A 19,709-nucleotide genomic window follows, 5' to 3' on the forward strand; every position below is an offset into this window, starting at 1 on the left:
TCAGAGATGCCGATAGCTTATTTTTGACAGTTAAAAGCATAAATAGTGTTTTCTTGCTGTGGATCACAGGCGGTATTTTCAGTAGGTTATAGAAAGTTTGTTACTGTTTTATTTTCTGCGGGTATTCGTTAGTGGCACGTTATGACATGTCACTGTTCTCGAATACCCGTGATGAATGTTCGACAAACCATCATCAAAAACCGATGGAAGGGATTACTATGCGTATTGGGGTACCAAAAGAACGGTTTGCCAATGAAACCCGCGTAGCGGCGACACCAAAAACGGTGGAACAGCTGCTTAAACTGGGTTTTACCGTCGCGGTTGAAAGCGGCGCAGGCAAGCTGGCAAGTTTCGATGACGAGGCGTTTGTTCAGACAGGCGCAGAGATTGTAGACGGCGCAAACGTCTGGCATTCGGACGTGATTCTGAAGGTAAATGCACCAGAAGAGGAAGAAATCGCGCTGCTGAACCCGGGCACCACGCTGGTGAGCTTTGTCTGGCCAGCCCAGAACCCGGAGCTGATGGAGAAGCTGGCGGCGCGTGGCGTCACCGTGATGGCAATGGACTCCGTGCCGCGTATTTCGCGTGCGCAGTCGCTGGATGCCCTGAGCTCAATGGCGAATATTGCGGGTTACCGCGCCATCGTTGAGGCGGCGCATGAGTTTGGTCGTTTCTTTACCGGGCAGATCACCGCCGCGGGTAAAGTCCCGCCAGCCAAAGTGATGGTGATTGGCGCAGGCGTTGCCGGTCTTGCCGCCATTGGCGCGGCGAACAGTCTGGGCGCCATCGTTCGTGCTTTTGATACCCGTCCGGAAGTGAAGGAGCAGGTGCAGAGTATGGGCGCCGAGTTCCTTGAACTGGACTTCAAAGAAGAAGCCGGCAGCGGCGACGGCTACGCGAAGGTAATGTCCGAGGCATTTATCAAAGCCGAAATGGCGCTGTTCGCTGCGCAGGCGAAAGAGGTGGACATTATTGTCACCACCGCGTTGATTCCGGGCAAACCGGCACCGAAGCTGATTACCTGTGAAATGGTCGACTCCATGAAGGCCGGCAGCGTGATTGTCGATCTTGCCGCGCAAAACGGCGGCAACTGCGAATACACCGTCCCGGGCGTGGTAACCACCACCGCCAATGGCGTAAAAGTGATCGGTTATACCGATCTGCCGGGTCGTCTGCCGACCCAGTCATCTCAGCTCTATGGCACCAACCTGGTCAACCTGCTGAAGCTGCTGTGCAAAGAGAAAGACGGCAATATCACCGTTGATTTCGAGGACGTGGTAGTGCGGGGCGTCACTGTGGTTCGCGAGGGTGAAATCACCTGGCCGGCACCGCCCATTCAGGTTTCCGCGCAGCCGCAGGCGGCCGCCAAAGCCGCACCGGCACCGAAAGAGCCGGAAAAACCCGCCTCGCCGTGGCGTAAATACGCCTTTATGGCGCTGGCGATTATTCTGTTTGGCTGGCTGGCAGACGTTGCGCCGAAGGAGTTCCTCGGCCACTTCACGGTCTTTGCGCTCTCTTGCGTGGTGGGTTACTACGTGGTCTGGAACGTTTCCCATGCGCTGCACACGCCGCTGATGTCGGTGACTAACGCCATCTCCGGGATCATCGTGGTCGGGGCATTGTTGCAGATTGGTCACGGCGGCTGGATCAGCTTCCTCAGCTTTATCGCGGTACTGATCGCCAGTATCAATATTTTCGGTGGTTTCACCGTGACTCAGCGCATGCTGAAAATGTTTCGTAAGGGATAAGGGGTAACCTATGTCTGGAGGATTAGTTACCGCTGCATACATTGTTGCCGCGGTCCTGTTTATTTTCAGCCTCGCGGGGCTTTCAAAACATGAAACGTCGCAGCAGGGTAACAACTTTGGTATCGCCGGGATGGCGATTGCGCTGATTGCCACGATTTTCGGGCCGGACACCGGCAACGTTGCGTGGATCCTGGTGGCGATGATCATCGGTGGCGCCATTGGTATCCGTCTCGCTAAGCGCGTAGAGATGACCGAAATGCCGGAGCTGGTGGCAATCCTGCACAGTTTCGTGGGTCTGGCAGCGGTGCTGGTTGGCTTCAACAGCTACCTGTATCACGAGCCGGGGATGGAACCGATTCTGGTTAATATCCACCTGACCGAAGTGTTCCTCGGCATCTTCATCGGTGCGGTGACCTTTACCGGCTCCATCGTGGCGTTCGGCAAACTGCGCGGTAAGATCTCCTCTAAACCGCTGATGCTGCCAAATCGTCACAAGCTGAACCTGGCCGCACTGGTGGTGTCATTTCTGCTGATGGTAGTGTTCGTGCGTACCGATAGCGTAGGTATGCAGGTACTGGCGCTGCTGGTGATGACCATCATCGCCCTGGCGTTTGGCTGGCACCTTGTGGCCTCCATCGGTGGCGCAGACATGCCGGTGGTGGTCTCTATGCTTAACTCCTACTCCGGTTGGGCTGCGGCAGCGGCGGGCTTTATGCTGAGCAACGACCTGCTGATCGTCACCGGTGCGCTGGTGGGCTCCAGCGGTGCGATCCTCTCCTACATCATGTGTAAGGCGATGAACCGCTCGTTCATTAGCGTCATTGCCGGGGGCTTTGGTACCGACGGACAAGTTTCCGACGGTGACGAAGAAGTGGGTGAGCATCGTGAAATCAGTGCCGAAGACACTGCCGACATGCTGAAAAACTCGCACTCGGTGATCATCACTCCGGGCTACGGCATGGCGGTTGCGCAGGCGCAGTACCCGGTTGCAGAAATCACCGAACGTCTGCGTGCCCGTGGCATCAAGGTGCGCTTTGGTATTCACCCGGTTGCCGGGCGTCTGCCGGGCCATATGAACGTGCTGCTGGCAGAAGCGAAGGTGCCTTACGACATCGTACTTGAGATGGATGAGATCAACGACGACTTCGCCGACACCGATACCGTGCTGGTCATCGGCGCCAACGACACCGTTAACCCGGCTGCGCAGGACGATCCGAAGAGCCCAATTGCCGGCATGCCGGTTCTGGAAGTGTGGAAGGCGCAGAACGTTATCGTCTTCAAACGCTCCATGAACACCGGTTACGCTGGCGTGCAGAACCCGCTGTTCTTCAAAGAAAACACCCACATGCTGTTTGGCGATGCCAAAGCCAGCGTGGATGCGATTCTGAAAGCGCTGTAATCCCGTCTGCTCTCTCTCAAATAAACCGCCCTCCAGGGCGGTTTTCCTATTTCTGCTGCCAGTCTATGCCATCTGTCTATACTTTTACCTTTGTGTAAAGGGAGGAGAGATAATGCGGTTTTTGTCGCACTTCGATATTTTGGCGCTCATGATGACCCCCACTTTCTGGATCGGTTTTGCCACCGTAGTGGTCGTGACCCTGCTGGTTTACTGGCTCCTGAAGCGTCTGATCACCTTTGTCCATAAAGGCATAACCAGCTGGGGCGATAAGCACCCTACGACCAACAGGATGCAAATAATCCTCACCGAGATGCTGAACAGAACCAGCAGATTTCTGCTGTTCGTGGTCGCCTTTCTGTTCAGCCTGCGGTTTATCGATCTCCCCGATCGTCTGTTCGGTACCCTGAGCCATGCGTGGTTCCTGGTGTTTGCCATTCAGATGGCACTGTGGATGGATCAGGGGGTAGTCTCCTGGCTGCGGCACGTTATGCTGGCGCCGGGCAGTCATAAAAACCCGGTTACCCTGGTGATCACCGGCCTGATTCTGCGGGCGATTGTCTGGTCAGTGATGCTGCTGTCTATTCTTGCCAATGCGGGCGTCAATATCACTGCTCTGGTAGCCAGCCTTGGGGTAGGGGGTATCGCTATCGCCCTGGCCGTACAGACCATTCTCAGCGACGTCTTCGCCTCGCTCTCAATTGGGTTCGACAAGCCCTTTGAAATTGGTGATTTTGTGGTGTTTAACGATGTTGCCGGGACGGTGGAGCACATTGGCCTGAAGACCACCCGTATCCGCAGCCTCAGCGGGGAACAGATTGTCTGCGGCAATGCGATCCTGCTTCAGCAAACGCTGCATAACTATAAGCGTATGCAGACGCGCCGTATCGTCTTTACCTTTGGCGTGGCCAGCGACACTCCGCCGGAAAAGCTGCGCGTGATTGGCGATAACGTGAAACAAATCATCACCGACATTGGCGAAACACGCTTCGATCGTGCGCATTTACTGGGCTTTGATAAGGACAGGCTCACGTTTGAAGTGGTGCATATCGTCAACACTGCGGATTACAACAAGTACATGGACATCCAGCAGGAGATCAACATCCGTATTCTGGAGAGTCTGAATGAGGAGGGGGTAAAACTGGCCCTGCCAAGCATGGTGCTGCATGCACCGTGGATGAAAGAGGGCGAGGGGGTACAACCCTCGTCGCAGCCCGTCACCGAGAGCTAAAAAAAGCCCGCCATTACGGCGGGCTTTTTGTGTTAATCGTCTTCGTCGTCGTCGAGTTCAACCGGGGTCTGATACTGATCGGGCTTGATCACCAGCAGATCACAGCGCAGATGGTCGATCACCTGTTCGGCAGTGTTACCCAGGAAGGCGGCTGAAAGACCGGTGCGGCCAATGGTGCCTAACACCACGATACCGGCCTGCAGATGCTCTGACAGGTCCGGGATCACCTCTTCCGGCAGCCCTTTTTCAACGTGGGTCAGCTTTTCATCGATACCGAATCTTTGCCGCAGCGCTTTCATTGCCAGCAGATGCTGGCCGCGGATGGCGTCGTTATAGACGGTAGGATCGAATTCCGGGAGTTCAATGGCAATATTAATGGGGGTAATCGGGTAGGCGCCAACGAGATGGACTTCGGTATGGTTAACCTGCTCGGCGAGGTAGAGTGTCTCTTTAACCAGCTTCTCGTTCAGGGCGTTGTGGTAGTTCTCTTCGCTGGCGAGATTAACCGCCACCACCGCTTTACCGCCTTCGGGCCACGGCTGGTCTTTGACCATCCACACCGGGCACGGGCACTTACGCAGCAGATGCCAGTCGGTCGGGGTGAAAATCACCGCCTCAAGCTTGTCGTGCTGGTGGGTCATTTTCAGCAGCAAATCGTGTTCTCCGCTCACCACTTCCTGGATGATGGCTTCAAACGGGCGGTTATGCCACACCACTTTAATCTCGATGGGTACACCGGCATCAAGATAGAATTTTGCCTGTTCGCGGATCCATGCCGTACGCTGGCTGATCACTCCCTGACGCATAGCGGTGCGTTCGTCAGGCGACAGAAGGGTGGTCATTTCGTAAGAAAAGTCATATATCGGCAGAAACGCTTTGATTCTGCCACCAATCCGTTGATGTAAATAGACAGCTCGTCGTAACGCCGGTTGATCGTCCTGATTAGGATCGATGGCCACCAGCATGTTTTGATACTTTGCCATACAGGTCTCCTTACTACTGTCACCACAGTCTGTAAGTAAAAGAGTAACCTATATATCTGGAATGAAACAGGGGGGGAAGTTTTGCCAGATCAATAAATCAGTAAAATTACCGACCTGGCAGACAGAAGTCAGATGAATTTATGCAACGTTACGCGAGTGGCCCGCCAGCACCGCCAGCGCTTCACCGTTCTCGATGGTGATGTACTTGCCTTTCACCGCCAGCATGCCGCTTTTCTGGAAACGACCCAGCAGACGGCTGATGGTTTCAACGGTCAGGCCCAGGTAGTTACCGATATCGCCACGGGTCATGGTCAGACGGAACTCACGTGGCGAGAAACCGCGCTCGGCAAAACGGCGGGAGAGGTTATAGATAAACGCGGCCAGGCGCTCTTCTGCATTCTTTTTGGAAAGCAGCAGAATCATGTCCTGATCGCCTTTAATCTCACCGCTCATCAGACGCATCATCTGCTGGCGCAGGTTAGGCATTTTGCCCGACAGATCGTCCAGGGTCTCAAACGGGATTTCGCAAACCATTGAGGTTTCCAGTGCCTGCGCGAAGCTCGGGTGGATACCGGTGCCAATGGCGTCAAAGCCAACCAGATCGCCCGCCAGGTGGAAGCCGGTGATCTGCTCGTCGCCCTGTTCGGTGATGGTATAGCTTTTAATGGTGCCAGAGCGGATAGCGTACAATGACTTCAGTTCGTCTCCCGCTTTAAACAGCGTCTGCCCTTTTTGAATCGGCTTTTTACGCTCGATGATATTATCAAGCTGATCAAGCTCGTGCTCATTCAGGGTAAACGGGATACAGAGCTGGCTGATGCTGCAGTCCTGGCAATGGATAGCACAACCGCCAGACTGAATGCGTCGAATAATTCGCTTTTCCGGGATCATAGGTATGCTCAAGCCTTAATTGATATTGGTCAATTTTAACATCTTTTTTGACCCTGCGTAAGCCTGGTAAACCATCAATAAGGACAAGAAGCGCGGATGTGCCAGCATCTTCTTGAAATTCCACAACTTGGCTGAGGGCATTTCATCTAACTTAAGGAATATTAAGCACTAAAAGCCTGGAATTACAGCAGCAAATAGCCTTCATGACGCAGTAACCACTCCTTACGCTGCACCCCGCCAGCATAGCCGGTGAGGGTGCCGTTACGCCCGATGACACGGTGGCAGGGCACCACAATACTCACCGGATTGGAGCCGTTTGCCGCACCCACGGCACGCGCCGCACCGGGGCGGCCAAGCTGTTCTGCCAGCTGCCCATAGTGCATCACCTGCCCGCAGGGGATGGATCGCAACGCCTGCCACACTTCACGCTGGAAAGGAGTGCCCGCCGTGGCGGTAGGCAGGCTATCAATAATACTGAGATCGCCCTCGAACCAGGCCGCGAGTTTATCGCTAAGCCCGCCCGGATTGCTGGCGCTGATGCGCTCGTAGCCCTGGGTACGGTAGTGGATGTTGAGCAGCTCCACCATCCGGTTGCTATGCTCTTCCCACTCGACGGCACGGAGGTTAAATTGCTCATCGGCAATCACCCACAGCGGCCCGAGGGGCGTCGCAATTTTGTCTTCGAGTAATCTCAGCATGTGATGGTCCTTAGTTCAGTCGCGGGTAGATCCCGGGCCAAATAGGCAGGCCGACAAGATACCACGCCACCAGCATCAGCAACCATACCCCTAAAAAGATAAGCGGATACGGCAGCACCAGCGAATAGTAGGTACCCAGTTTCGCCTCGGGCTTATAGCGCTGCAGGAAGCCTAAAAACAAAGGTACAAACGGCGACACCGGCGCCAGCGGGATCACCGACGAGTCGGCCACGCGGAACAGGATCTGCGCGAACGCCGGGTGGAATCCGAGCAGCATAAACATCGGCACGAAGATAGGGGCGAGGATCGACCAGATAGCAGAGCCGCTGGCGATAAACATACACAGCAAAGACGACAGCAGGGCCAGGCCAACGAACGCAGGCACACCGCTCAGCCCGGCACTTTCCAGGATATCGGTCAACCCTACCGCCATAAACTTGCCCATGTTGCTCCAGTTAAACATGGCAACAAACTGCGCCAGCGGGAACACCATCACGATAAACCCGGCCATCTCCTTCATCGGCTCAATCATCAGCTGAGGCAGATCGCCCTGACGGCGCACTTTCCCGGTCGCAATCCCGTAGGCCAGCGAGACCACAAAGAAGAAAAGGATGATCAGTGGCACAATGCCTTTGATAAACGGCGAAGGCAGGACGGTATGCTGCACCGGATCGCGCAGGATGCCGTTCTCCGGCACCACCATCAGCGCAATGGCGGCAATAAACAGCAGCGACACCACCCCGGCCACGCGCAGCCCGCGACGCTGCTCCGGCGATAATGCATCCAGCTTCTCATCGCTGCTACCCTGCCATTTGCCGAGACGCGGCTCGACGATTTTATCGGTGATAAGCCCGCCAACCAGGGTCAGCACAACCACAGAGCTGGCCATAAAGTACCAGTTGTCAATCACGCTGACGTGCATAGCGGCATCAATGGATTTTGCCGCTTCGGTACTGATGCCCGAGAGCAACACGTCGGTGGTGACGATCAGCAGGTTAGCGGTAAAACCACAGCCCACACCTGCGATGGCCGCCAGCAGACCCGCAACCGGATGCCGTCCCACCGCCAGGAAGATCAGCGCCCCCATTGGCGGCATTATCACCAGCGCGGCGTCTGACGAAATATGGCTAAAGAAGGCGATAAACAGCACCATATAGCTGGCGTATCGCGCGCTAACGTGGGACGCCATTTTGACCATCAGCGCAGGCAACAGGCCTGAACGTTCGGCCAGACCCGCGCCCAGCACCAGGGCCAGGATCGCCCCAAGTGGGGCAAAACCGCTGAAGTTTTTAATCACATTCGGTAAAAACCAGTGCAGACCTTCGAGGCTCAGCAGGTTTTTCACCGCCACCATGCTGCCGTCTGCCGGATTGCGGGCGCTGACATTAAAGGCTGACAGCACAGCGGTTGCGACCATCAAAATTACAATCAACCAGACAAAAAGCAGGAAAGGATGCGGCACTTTATTGCCAACCCTTTCAACCCAACCATAAAGCTTGCCGGATGGGGAATGCGAAGGTATGGATGACATACTCATGGGCGTTCCTCGGGGTGTTGTGTTGTTATGTTGTTGTTTTGTTTTATTATTTTAAAGGTGACGGCGTCACTTTTTCTGGAATGGGACAGTGATACGGTTTTTCGTTCAGCTGCTGGTTAAACTCCTCCCGGCAGGCCGCAAGCAGTTCAGGGTCCTGCAGTAGCGCCAGGACGGTTGCACCCATGACTTTGCCTGCCAGCAGCATGCCTTTATGGGCGATGGAGGTTCGGCCCTGCGCCACCAGCTGCCAGGTATGCAGCGGTGTACCCACGGTAAAGCAGGGGCTGAAGCACTGGGCGACCGGCGTTTTCCAGCTGACATCGCCCACGTCGGTGGAGCCTGCCAGCACGTTGTCGGTGATGGCATAAGGGGCCACCTCATCCATCAGCAGGGTCTGCTGATGGCGGCGGGCAAAATGCTTGCCCTCTTCACCGCCGGTCGCGGCGATATTTTTCAGGCTGTTTTGCAGATCGTTGTCGCTCAGGGTGGCGCGGATCTCCGCGGCGAAGGCGCGCTCCTCGTCACTCCACGCCGGGGTGCCGTAATGCTGAACGGCGCGGTACATGACGGCCTCCAGCGTGCGGTTAGGCAGGTAGCTGGAACAGGCCTTATCGAAGCGCCGCTCAACGATGGTTTCGGTCATCAGTGCCGCCCCCTGGGCAATCTTTTCGATTCGCTCGTAGATCTGCTGCGCGTCGGCCATTTCCGGGGCACGGATCAGATACAGCACTTCCGCCTGTGCCTGCACCACGTTCGGTGAGATCCCTCCGGTATCGGTGATGGCGTAATGGACCCGGGCTTTCTCAATGATGTGTTCATTGAGGAAATTGGTGCCGGTGGTCATCAGCGTGACGGCATCCAGCGCGCTGCGCCCGAGGTGCGGGGAGTTCGCCGCATGGGCCGCGGTGCCGTGAAAGCGCCATGCAGCCTGAATATTGGCCAGCGTGCTGACGTTGAACATTCCGGCGAAGGCTTCAGGATGCCAGGTGACAGCCGCATCTACGTCATCAAACAGCCCTTCGCGCACCATAAAGGTTTTCCCCGAGCCACCTTCTTCACCCGGGCAGCCATAAAATCGCACCGTGCCGCTGCCACCGTGCTGCTCCAGCCAGCTTTTCACCGCCACGGCGCCCGCCAGCCCGGCGGTGCCGAGCAGGTTATGCCCGCAACCGTGGCCGTTTGCCCCCGGGGTGTCGCTTTGCGGGGTGGCGCAGTACGCCTGCTGGCTCAACCCCGCCAGAGCATCGTATTCTCCGAGCAGGGCGATAACAGGTTTGCCCTCGCCGTAACTGGCTATAAAGGCATTCGGCACGCCTCCGGCCTCGCGGGTAAGGGTAAAGCCCGCCTGTTCGAGGGCGCTGGCCAGCCGTTCGGCAGACCAGAACTCTTCAAAACGGGTCTCAGGGTGATCCCAGATCTCATCGGCAATGGCGGTAAAGAGCTGAGCGCGGGTGTCGATAGCATCTTCAACAAAAGGGTAAATTGACTGCATCACACACCTCGCGTCCACGGGAAGTTCAGCGCGGTACGCGCCAGGGTTTCGATGGCAACCGGCATCACCGTCTCATCGAAATCGAATTTTTCATTGTGATGCCCGGCGCTGAGGGTGGTGCCAAACACCATATAGGAGGCGAGCCCGCCGTTTTGCTGGACCCGCGCCATCATCAGGGTGGCGTCCTCAGAGCCCGCAGGGGCTTTCACTTTATCGATGGCCTGCTCAACGCCGGAAACCTGTAGCGCCTGTTCACGTAAATAGCTCACCCACGCCGGGGACGGCGCGCTGGAGGTGGCCGCACCCATCAGCCTGAGTTCGCTGCGAACGCCATGCATCGCCGCCGCGCCGTCAATTACCCCTTTTGCACGTTCGAACACGTATTGATTAATGGCTTCGCTCTCGCCACGCGTCTCCACCTTCAGCAGGGCGCTGGCTGGCACTACGTTGCGCCCGCTGCCCGCCTGCATCACGCCGACGTTAACCCGTGACGCGCCTTCACTGTGCGGGGCGATACTGTGCAGGCCGATCGCGGCCTGGGCGGCGGCCAGCAGGGCGTTGCGTCCCTCTTCGGGTTTGCCGCCGGCGTGCGCCGCCACGCCGGTGAAGCGGACATCGAATTTGGTGGTGGCCATAAAGTTATCGCTGCCGCAGATTACAGTGCCTGCAGGCACGCCGGTGCCGATATGGATGGCGGTAAAATAGTCCACGCCGTCCAGCGCGCCTGCCGCAACCATCGCCCGCGCGCCGCGGGTGCCCTCTTCAGCAGGCTGGAAGATAAGTTTTATGGTGCCGTTCAGCTGCTCGCGGTACTGCATCAGCAGATGCGCCAGCCCGAGGCCAATGGTGGTGTGCCCGTCGTGGGCACAGGCGTGCATCATGCCGTCGTTACAGGAGGCAAAACCTTCCCTGGAGGGAAGATGGTCGTTGTCGCGGGCTTCGTCCAGATCCAGCGCGTCCATGTCCACGCGAAAAGCGAGAGTCGGCCCGGGGCGGCCCGTGTGCAGCGTGGCGACAATACCGGTGAAACCGCCTTCGAAGGCGCTTAGCCATTTTTCAGGCGCGCCTTGCTGACGTGCGCGGGCAAAGGCCTGGGCCAGGGTGGCGTCGTCAGGCAGACCCATCCGGCTGCCGGCATCGACAACATCGCGGCCCATCGCCAGGTCGTAGCCCAGCCGATCCAGTATCTCTGCGACCTTAGCCGCGGTGCGGAACTCTACCCATCCGGATTCGGCAAAATGGTGAAAATCGCGTCGCCACGCGATGAGTTGCGGGAAGAGGGCCTTCAGATCCTGCGCCAGTGTATGCATATCGTTTCCTGTATCATAAGAATATGTGAACTGCTTCACACTGTGATAGTTTTTACTTATCACTAACCGTTTTTTCACAGATTTAACCGTTCGTGGCTTACCCTGGCACAATCAATTCCATTACAGTAGATGGCAGTTTCTTTTCTCTGATAAACAACGGTTATCGGTGCCGACATGACATTTCAGGTAAAATTTCATCAGCTGCGGGCGTTCGTGGAAGTGGCAAAACAGGGGAGCATTCGCGGGGCCAGCCGGGTACTGAACCTGTCGCAGCCGGCGTTAACCAAATCTATCAAAGAGCTGGAGGAGGGGATCGCGGCGCAGCTCTTTATCCGGCGCAGCAAAGGGGTAACCCTCACCGAATGCGGAGAGAGTTTTTATCAGCATGCCAGTCTGATCCTCGAAGAGCTACGCAGCGCCCAGGATGATATTCGTCAGCGGCAGGGTCAGCAGGCCGGGCAGATTAATATTGGTATGGGCGCCAGTATCGCCCGCATGTTAATGCCCGCGGTTATTACCCGCTTCCATCAGCAACATCCACAGGTCAAAGTGAGGATTATGGAAGGGCAATTAGTTTCGATGATAAATGAATTACGCCAGGGCGAACTCGATTTCACGATAAATACCTATTATCAGGGGCCCTATGACCATGAATTTACGTTCGAAAAATTGTTTGAGAAACCCTTTGCGATATTTTGTCGGGAAGGCCATCCGGCAACGGGCGCTAAATCTATTAATGAGCTACTGAAATACAGCTGGACGATGCCAACGCCGCGCGGCAGTTATTATAAACAGCTGGAAGAGATGTTTTCCCACCGCGAACAAACCCCGCGTATTGGCGTGGTGTGTGAAACGTTTTCGTCAAGCATCAGCCTGGTGGCACACAGTGATTTTCTTAGCATTTTGCCGCAGGAGTTAGGCTGTGACCCGCTACTGGCGCAACGCCTGGTTATGATCCCGGTCAAGGAGCCTTTACCAAAAGCGACTTATTACCTTATTCAAAGAAGAGACTCCCGGCAGACACCATTAACGGCATCATTAATCACACAATTCAGACGCCACGTCCGGCAGGTTATTTCTTAGCCAGATTCAGGATAAAAAAATGGAGCCTGTCGACATCCAACAGACCCCACAGTACACACAGCATTGCTCCACATGCGACTCTGCTTATTGTTTCCATTGTGCAGATACCTTTATCTATATCATTTTTTAATGACAATACAGATAAGAAAGCGCCTGGTTTTTTTAAAAGTTTAACCTAAGTCATAAAGTTAAACATTAATAAAAATAAACTTAAGGCCGCTTCAATTAAAAATTAAAATAACTGTATTTATTATTCTTTTTTTAAAACCTGGCCGGACACCACGCCGGTGGGGCAATGCCGCATTGAGACCCGGTGAGGGGGCAGGTATAGTAGCCTGTCAGCTAAGCAGGAGGATGCCATGAACCCAGATGATAAATCGCTTTTTCTTGATGCGATGGAGGATGTCCAGCCCCTTAAGCGCTGTACCGACGTCCACTGGCAACCCGGGCGGAACGCGCGCGTTCGTCAGGTCGTGGATACGACCCAGCTCGATAACTTTTTGACCACCGGCTTTCTGGACGTGATCCCTCTGGCACAGCCGCTGGCCTTCCAGCGCGATGGGGTGCAGCAGGGAGTTATTGATAAGCTGCGCTCCGGCAAGTACCCGCGTCAGGCAAGCCTCACGTTGCTGCGTCAGCCCGTTGAGCAGTGCCGCCAGCAGCTGTTTACCTTTATCCGTCAGGCTGAGCGCGATGGCCTGCGTAACCTGATCATCATTCACGGTAAAGGACGTGACGATAATTCCCACGCCAACATCGTGCGCAGCTATCTGGCGCGCTGGCTGACCGAGTTTGAGGCGGTGCAGGCGTTCTGTGTTGCCCAGCCGTACCACGGCGGCAGCGGCGCCTGTTACGTCGCGCTGCGTAAATCGGGCGAAGCGAAGCAGGAAAACTTCGAACGCCACGCCAAACGCAGCCGTTAAACCCGTGCATGTGATACATTTGCAGGCTGAATAATCCTGGGATAACGCCGTACACGCATGGAAAACACCGCATTATGCTACCGTCAGTTTGGTGAGCCTGAGTCCGTTCTGCAGCAGGAGAGTGCGATCAAGGCAACGCTGCAAACGGGCGATCTCCGGGTACAGATGCTGATGGCGCCGATCAACGCCTCAGACCTGATCCCCATTACCGGCGCTTACCGCCACCGTATTACCCTGCCAGCTATGGCTGGATACGAAGGTGTAGGGCGCGTCGTTGCCGCCCCGAAGTGCGCCGCGTCACTTCTCGGGAAACGGGTTTTACCCCTGCGCGGGGAAGGCACCTGGCAGCAGTATGTGGATTGCCCGGCGACGCTTGCGATCCCGGTGCCCGACACCATTGCCGACCCGCTGGCAGCGCGGGCGTTCATCAACCCGCTGGCGGCCTGGCTGATGCTCAGTCTCTATCCCCCCCGGGGGAAACGGGTGCTGCTGACCGCCGCCGGTTCGGACTGCGCTATTTTGCTGGGGCAATGGGCGCAGCGGCAGGGGGCAACGGAGGTTTACGGCATCCACCGCTCGGCGGTTCACGCAGACCGGTTGCGGGCGATGGGGATCGTTCCTGTTGCCCAACAGGAGAACGACAGAGTTCGCGCCATCGCTGCGGCCAGCGATATTGTTTATGACGCTACCGGTGGTGAGCTGGCACTGACGCTGCTGGGGGCGATGGAGAAAAGCGCCCAGTTTATCTGCTACGGTTTACTCTCCGGTGAGCCCTTTGCGTTACAACGTCACTTTGCGCCGGTGCGCTGGTTCCATATTCGCAATTATCTTGATGCACTCAGCCCGCAGGCGTGGCAGTCAACGTTTCGTGAGATATGGCCGCTGCTGGCCGCCAGCCAGTACAGCGGAACTACGCTGGTGCCGTTTACCGACTGGCAGACCGCCCTGGCCAGCTACCGGCAGGCGGGGCGAACCTGTAAACCGGTGCTGGATTTTGCAAGCCTTTAGTTATCCCGGCTCATATCACTGAGCAGCAGCGCAATGCTTTTACCGCCGCTGGTCTGCTCCAGCGCGATCCTGGCGATAATGGTCAGGGGCACCGACAGCAGCATTCCCACCGGCCCCAGTAGCCAGCCCCAGAAGATCAGTGATAAAAAAACCACCAGCGTAGACAGGCCCAGTCCGCGCCCCATTACGCGGGGCTCGAGGATATTACCGAAGATCAGGTTCACCAGCAGATAGCCCGCCAGCAGCACCAGCGCGGCGTAAAAACCGCTGAAGACCAGCACCTGGGCTATAGGCGGGATGGCGGCCAGCACCGAACCGATATTGGGGATATAGTTCAGCGCAAAGGCCAGCAGCGCCCAGACAAAGGCGAAGCGCACCTCCAGTATCGCCAGCATCCCCCACACCACCAGCCCGGTCACCAGACTGATAGCGGTTTTCAGCACCAGATAGTGCGACACGCTGTCGAGCGCGCGCTGAATGGCAGCCATCCCCTCCACAGGGCGGGTCATCAGAGGCTGGAGCTTCGCCGGCAGTTGCGGCACCTCCAGCAGCATAAACACTACAGTCAGCAGTAACAGAAAAATGGCGGTCATGGCGCTGGAAAGCTGGGCCAGCAGGGCGGTCACCAGGGTCATGGCGGCATTGGGATCGATATACTTCAGCAACTCTTCCATCGACACTTCAATCCCGGCCCGCTGTAGCCAGGGCTCCAGATGCAGCAGAGGAATGGCCAGCGAGGTGCGATAGTGCGGCAGGGTGCGGGCCAGTTCATTGAGCGATGTGCTCAGGTAGGCCACCAGTAACGCCATCAGCACTACAATAAGTACGATCGGCAGGGTTATCGCCAGCACGCGCGGCAGACGCAGACGCACCAGCCGCCGTACCAGCGGGTGCAATACCACGGCGATAAACAGCGCCAGGATAAAGGGAACAATAATATCTGCCGCAAAACGGATCCCCGTCAGTATAATCACCAGCATGCCAAGCATGATGACTATTTTTAATCCGTTGAGGGTAATAATGGGTTTCGCCATGCCCGGCTCCTGAATTTGTCCTTTTATATTTATTCTAGCGGCGCAGCACGTTTAATAAATTAACCAAACGCAAACGATGAGGGTAAAGAAGTGAAAAGACTTTGAGTAAATTCCTGGCTTATGGTAGAAATCAACCGTGTTTAACTACCGGAGACAATTTTCATCTGCACGGACGAGAAGCAACAACGCAGATAATTGTAATATTATGGACAATCTGTTCAGCAATTCTTTAACAACTCTTACGACTATTTTACTCTCCTCTTTTTGCCTGCCGTCCGGCGAGCAACACTGGCGCAACGCGCTTTAGACCCTCTCTCTGCCTGAGCTGGCGCAGCGCGTCCGGCCGATCTGCCCTATTTTTTATCCGGCTGCCATAACTGGCGAGCCGCGAAGGATTATATTCTCAAGCAGGAGAAAAACATGTTTTACTGGATCCTATTAGGACTTGCTATCGTTGCTGAAATAACCGGCACACTTTCCATGAAATGGGCCAGCGTCACCGGCAGTCATAGCGGTTATATTTTAATGCTGTCGATGATTGCGCTGTCCTATATTTTTCTGAGTTTTGCGGTTAAAAAAATCGCACTCGGTGTGGCATATGCGTTATGGGAAGGCGTCGGTATTCTCTTAATTACCCTGTTCAGCGTGACGCTGTTTGATGAGTCGCTGTCACTCATGAAAATGGCGGGACTGATGACCCTGGTAGCGGGCATTATATTAATCAAATCCGGCACCCGAAAACCGGCCAAACCGCGTGCGGAGGTGACCCATGCAGCAGTTTGAGTGGGTGCATGCCGCCTGGTTAGGCTTTGCTATCGTGCTGGAGATCATCGCCAACGTCCTGCTGAAGTTTTCAGATGGTTTTCGCCGCAAAACCTGGGGGTTGCTGTCGATAGCCGCGGTGCTCGGCGCGTTCAGCGCCCTGTCGCAGGCCGTGAAAGGCATTGATCTGTCGGTCGCATATGCCCTGTGGGGCGGGTTTGGTATTGTGGCTACCCTTGCCGCAGGCTGGATCCTCTTTGGTCAACGGTTGAACCAGAAAGGGTGGATAGGCCTGCTTCTGCTGCTCGCCGGAATGATAATGATAAAACTGGCCTGATAATGCCGCTGCCTGTCATTACAGGCAGCGAAATTCATCTCCTGTATTACGCTTAAACTGAGGCATAAAAAAGGACGGTGAATGCATGCGTAACCCTTTAAGCTGGCGTAAGATTCCTTCGGCCAGGACTCTGTTTGTTATGATTTTCATGGCAGGGGTCGCCTTAATTTTTTCTGTTGTCGCCTTACTGTACCTTTCCCTCAATCTTATCAGTAGCAAAGCCAATGAAATCGACGAACAGCGCACGGCGCTCTCTGTACAGGGTGCCGTTCAGACCTCGGTAAACCGTGTCTGGTCATTGGTGATTGATAATGCCGTCTGGGATGACGCGGTGCGCGAAGCCTATCGCCCGGCGCTTGACGTCGACTGGCTCTACAACACCTGGGGCGCGGGCTATAAGGTGAATAACCTCTATGATGGCACCTTTGTGCTCGACGAGCGCTTTCAGGTGCTGTGGGGATCGTTCAAAGGCCAGCCTTTTGCGGAAAAAAATCTCGACTTCTTTGGCGACGGCTTAAAATCGCTGATCCTGATGCACACCAACGCCCTGCGCTCGGATAAAAATATCTACGCCGGGATCACCCGCACCCGGGCGGGTATCGCCTTCGTGGGCGTAGGCCTGATTCGCCCGACGATTGGCAGTCTGCGCGCAGGGGATAATACCCGTCGTTATCTGGTGATCACCCGCCACCTTAACCCGCACATCCTGCGTGACCTCGGCAACACCTTTCAAATCGACACGCTGACGTTTACCCCAGAGCGGGTCAGCGAGGTCAGTGTGCCGCTTAAAAGCGCCTCGGGTGACGTGCTGGGGTACCTGTCGTGGCAACCGCGCCTGCCGGGGGCCGCCGCGGCGAAAGCGGCCTCCCTCGAGATAACCCAAATTGTATTGCTCACCGCCGCGCTGATTTTACTGTTTATCCTTTTTAGCTGTGTGGGGCTGTATAAACTGGCGCGTGGTGAGACCCTGGCGCGATCGGTGGCGCGCACCGACTGGCTCAGCCATTTACCCAACCGGCGGGCGCTGATTGAAGAGCTGGAGAGAGTAAGTCAGCGTGGGGATACCGATCGCAAAAGCGTGGTGTTTATCGACCTCGACGGTTTTAAGGACGTCAATGATATCTACGGCCATGAGGTAGGGGACGAACTCATTGTCACCATCGCGGGCACGCTACGGGAAAATGTCCCCAAAGACGGCATGCTGGCCCGCATGGGCGGAGATGAGTTCGCCATGACCATCGGCGGCGAGAACGCTGAAGCGCTGGCCTCGGCATTTGCGGGCTTTGTCCTGGACTACCTTCATTCGCCGATTGTTGTTGGTGAGCGTTCCATACACATTGGCGCCAGTATTGGCATCGCCAGCGGCACGCTGGTGGAGTGCACCAGTACCGAGTTGTTTCGCCGGGCCGATATCGCTATGTACCACTCCAAAATTACCGGCAAGGGGCGGGTCACGCACTATGACGCCGAACTGAACAACGTACGCGAGCGTCGGCTGGCGATTGAGGGGCAGATCCGCCATGGTCTTGAACACGATGAGTTTGACGTCTGGTATCAGCCGATCATCGATGCGCGCAGCCAGAAAATGGTCAGCGTAGAAGCGCTGGTGCGCTGGCCGCGTCGTCCGCAAGGGCAGCTGGCGCCGGATGAGTTTATTACCGTCGCCGAGACCAGCGGCCTGATATACGGGCTGGGACAATTTGTTCTGCGCCGGGCCTGTCAGGATCTGGAGCCGTACACGGATCTGAAGCTGTCGGTCAATATCTCCCCGGCGCAGTTTCGTGATCCTGAATTTGAAGCCAAAGTGGAGGGTGCGCTGGCGCTGAGCCAGTTTCCCGCCACCCGTCTCCAGCTGGAGGTAACCGAAACCTACGTGCTGGAAAATCCCGAGCGGGCGCGCTCGGCCATCAGCAATCTTAAGGCGCAGGGCATTGCGGTGGCGCTGGACGATTTTGGTACCGGCTACTCCAGCATCGGCTATCTGCGCCGCTTTAACTTTAATACCATCAAGATCGATAAATCGCTGGCCGGGCTGGTGGATCATGACGAACAGGCTTCGGCGCTGGTGAGCGGTACGGTGCGTATTGCCAGCGCGCTGGGGATGACGGTGGTGGCCGAAGGGGTGGAGAACGAAAAACAGATGAAGCTGTTGCGTCTGGCGGGCTGCGATCAGCTGCAGGGCTACTGGTACAGCCAGCCGCTGCCGATAGAGGCGATTATAGCGTTACGCCAGCAGCGACAGTGCCAGGTCACTGCTGGGCCAGTTCTGCCAGTTTGTCACGAAAACCGGTGATCGACAGGGCGCGGTTATCGGCCCGCCAGCGATCTTTCGCCGCCGGCGCCGAGCTCTGAACCCCGATAAGCTGCCAGCCTGCGGCAGTTTTCAGCATCAGCGGCGAGCCGCTGTCGCCGGGCAGGGTATCGCACTGATGCGACAGCACGCTGTTTTGCGCCCAACCGGTGACGATGCAATCCTGATGGGTGTACAGCGTGTCCAGATGATCTTCCGGGTATCCCGCCTGACTCACCTTGCGGTCGGCCTCTTTCAGGGCGGCGGTCAACTCCGCTTTATCCCCGGTAAACAGCGGCAGTGGGGTGATCCCCGACGGCGGATTGCGCAACACCACCAGTCCGAAATCCCACGAAGCGGCAGAGGGTGGCACGATCCAGCCATCGCCGTCGGCCTTCAGCCGTCTTCCCAGCGATGCATCAACGCGGCCTTCAATACCGTGGATCTCATAGCGCCAGCTCCCTTTTTGCGACACGAAGCGCAGGGCAACGGCGGTATCCGGTTTGCCTTTCGGCGGCACCAGCAGGCAGTGTCCGGCGGTCAGCGCCAGCTGAGGGGTGATGAGGGTGGCGGTACAGAGGTTTCCGCTGGCCGTTTCCAGTTGGCCAATGGCATCCCACGGCGCGCGGGAGGGATCGGCGACACGCGTACGGTCGTCATGCCCGAAAAACAGGGTTTGAACCTCTTTGGCGTTCGCGGCCTTGTCGTCGCCATCGTCCGCATGACTTAACCCAGAAAAGAGAAAAAACGTTCCCAGTACAATCACAACAGATTTATGCATATCACACTCTGAAGGGAATAATTATGATTTTTAAATATGAACCCTGGTAATTAACTATAGACGGGACAGCGCGAAAGTGGGAGTAAAATCAGCGTGCTACAATCAGGAAATATAAAACACGCTGGCAACAAGTGCGCATAAAATAAGCGTGATAAGGATCACCTCAAACCGATAGCGCTGCAACATAACGCCCTCCGGATAAAAA

The 19,709-nt window shown here is 56.2% G+C and carries 18 protein-coding genes; 10 read left to right on the top strand and 8 right to left on the bottom strand.

Annotated elements, in window-relative coordinates; translation table 11 throughout:
• The first annotated feature begins 218 nt into the window (after positions 1–218).
• From pntA to MXM41_RS00735, 3 genes are all read left to right on the top strand, one after another.
• Positions 219–1,748, top strand: a complete 1,530-nt coding sequence (gene pntA / locus MXM41_RS00725) for a Re/Si-specific NAD(P)(+) transhydrogenase subunit alpha (protein ID WP_325929301.1) — start codon at positions 219–221, stop codon at positions 1,746–1,748.
• 10 nt (positions 1,749–1,758) lie between these two features.
• On the top strand, positions 1,759–3,147 hold the full coding sequence (gene pntB, locus MXM41_RS00730; protein ID WP_325929302.1) for a Re/Si-specific NAD(P)(+) transhydrogenase subunit beta: 1,389 nt from the start codon (positions 1,759–1,761) through the stop codon (positions 3,145–3,147).
• Between the two features lie 112 nt (positions 3,148–3,259).
• Positions 3,260–4,375 (top strand): mechanosensitive ion channel family protein, encoded by a 1,116-nt coding sequence (locus MXM41_RS00735; protein WP_325929303.1) that lies wholly within the window; start codon positions 3,260–3,262, stop codon positions 4,373–4,375.
• 32 nt (positions 4,376–4,407) lie between these two features.
• Here the strand turns inward: MXM41_RS00735 and uspE are convergent, their stop codons facing one another.
• From uspE to MXM41_RS00765, 6 genes are all read right to left on the bottom strand, one after another.
• The gene (uspE, locus tag MXM41_RS00740) at positions 4,408–5,358 is read right to left on the bottom strand and encodes a universal stress protein UspE (protein ID WP_325929304.1); all 951 of its coding nucleotides are present in this window, start codon (positions 5,356–5,358) and stop codon (positions 4,408–4,410) included.
• 138 nt (positions 5,359–5,496) lie between these two features.
• Positions 5,497–6,249: a fumarate/nitrate reduction transcriptional regulator Fnr gene (gene fnr, locus MXM41_RS00745; protein ID WP_325929305.1), complete on the bottom strand. Its 753-nt coding sequence runs from the start codon at positions 6,247–6,249 to the stop codon at positions 5,497–5,499.
• 182 nt (positions 6,250–6,431) lie between these two features.
• A complete protein-coding gene (gene ogt, locus MXM41_RS00750; RefSeq protein ID WP_325929306.1) occupies positions 6,432–6,947 on the bottom strand; it encodes a methylated-DNA--[protein]-cysteine S-methyltransferase in 516 nt (171 codons plus the stop codon).
• A gap of 10 nt (positions 6,948–6,957) precedes the next feature.
• A complete protein-coding gene (gene abgT / locus MXM41_RS00755; RefSeq protein WP_325929307.1) occupies positions 6,958–8,484 on the bottom strand; it encodes a p-aminobenzoyl-glutamate transporter in 1,527 nt (508 codons plus the stop codon).
• Positions 8,485–8,530: 46 nt separating this feature from the next.
• Positions 8,531–9,976 (bottom strand): M20 family metallopeptidase, encoded by a 1,446-nt coding sequence (locus MXM41_RS00760; RefSeq protein ID WP_325929308.1) that lies wholly within the window; start codon positions 9,974–9,976, stop codon positions 8,531–8,533.
• On the bottom strand, positions 9,976–11,286 hold the full coding sequence (locus MXM41_RS00765) for a M20 family metallo-hydrolase (RefSeq protein WP_325929309.1): 1,311 nt from the start codon (positions 11,284–11,286) through the stop codon (positions 9,976–9,978). Before MXM41_RS00765 ends, MXM41_RS00760 begins: the two co-directional genes overlap by 1 nt.
• A 174-nt stretch (positions 11,287–11,460) precedes the next feature.
• On the opposite strand from MXM41_RS00765, the gene MXM41_RS00770 reads away from it, so the two are divergent.
• The 3 genes from MXM41_RS00770 (at position 11,461) to MXM41_RS00780 (ending at position 14,300) form a co-directional block, all read left to right on the top strand.
• Entirely contained in the window at positions 11,461–12,369 is a 909-nt protein-coding gene (locus MXM41_RS00770) for a LysR family transcriptional regulator (protein ID WP_325929310.1), read from the top strand.
• Positions 12,370–12,728: 359 nt separating this feature from the next.
• Positions 12,729–13,292, top strand: coding sequence for a DNA endonuclease SmrA (gene smrA, locus MXM41_RS00775; RefSeq protein ID WP_325929311.1), 564 nt, complete (start codon positions 12,729–12,731; stop codon positions 13,290–13,292).
• Positions 13,293–13,349: 57 nt separating this feature from the next.
• Positions 13,350–14,300, top strand: a complete 951-nt coding sequence (locus MXM41_RS00780) for a zinc-dependent alcohol dehydrogenase family protein (RefSeq protein WP_325929312.1) — start codon at positions 13,350–13,352, stop codon at positions 14,298–14,300.
• Here MXM41_RS00780 and MXM41_RS00785 read toward each other — a convergent pair.
• Positions 14,297–15,334: an AI-2E family transporter gene (locus MXM41_RS00785; RefSeq protein ID WP_325929313.1), complete on the bottom strand. Its 1,038-nt coding sequence runs from the start codon at positions 15,332–15,334 to the stop codon at positions 14,297–14,299. The genes MXM41_RS00780 and MXM41_RS00785 overlap by 4 nt on opposite strands.
• Before the next feature lie 136 nt (positions 15,335–15,470).
• Between MXM41_RS00785 and MXM41_RS22775 the strand changes: the two genes are divergently transcribed.
• The 4 genes from MXM41_RS22775 (at position 15,471) to MXM41_RS00800 (ending at position 18,726) form a co-directional block, all read left to right on the top strand.
• The gene (locus MXM41_RS22775; RefSeq protein ID WP_418936756.1) at positions 15,471–15,641 is read left to right on the top strand and encodes a hypothetical protein; all 171 of its coding nucleotides are present in this window, start codon (positions 15,471–15,473) and stop codon (positions 15,639–15,641) included.
• A gap of 113 nt (positions 15,642–15,754) precedes the next feature.
• Positions 15,755–16,117, top strand: a complete 363-nt coding sequence (gene mdtJ, locus MXM41_RS00790) for a multidrug/spermidine efflux SMR transporter subunit MdtJ (RefSeq protein WP_325929314.1) — start codon at positions 15,755–15,757, stop codon at positions 16,115–16,117.
• Positions 16,104–16,433: a multidrug/spermidine efflux SMR transporter subunit MdtI gene (gene mdtI / locus MXM41_RS00795; protein ID WP_325929315.1), complete on the top strand. Its 330-nt coding sequence runs from the start codon at positions 16,104–16,106 to the stop codon at positions 16,431–16,433. The genes mdtJ and mdtI overlap by 14 nt, the downstream gene beginning before the upstream one ends.
• An 85-nt stretch (positions 16,434–16,518) precedes the next feature.
• Positions 16,519–18,726 carry a bifunctional diguanylate cyclase/phosphodiesterase gene (locus tag MXM41_RS00800; RefSeq protein ID WP_325929317.1) on the top strand — a complete coding sequence of 736 codons (2,208 nt, stop codon included), beginning with the start codon at positions 16,519–16,521 and terminating at the stop codon, positions 18,724–18,726.
• On the opposite strand, the gene MXM41_RS00805 is transcribed toward MXM41_RS00800, so the two are convergent.
• On the bottom strand, positions 18,683–19,504 hold the full coding sequence (locus MXM41_RS00805) for a serine protease (RefSeq protein ID WP_325929318.1): 822 nt from the start codon (positions 19,502–19,504) through the stop codon (positions 18,683–18,685). The two genes, MXM41_RS00800 and MXM41_RS00805, sit on opposite strands and share 44 nt — an antisense overlap.
• Between the last annotated feature and the right edge of the window lie 205 nt (positions 19,505–19,709).

The sequence above is a fragment of the Leclercia adecarboxylata genome (assembly GCF_035787115.1).
GTDB classification, from domain to species: domain Bacteria; phylum Pseudomonadota; class Gammaproteobacteria; order Enterobacterales; family Enterobacteriaceae; genus Enterobacter; species Enterobacter adecarboxylatus_E.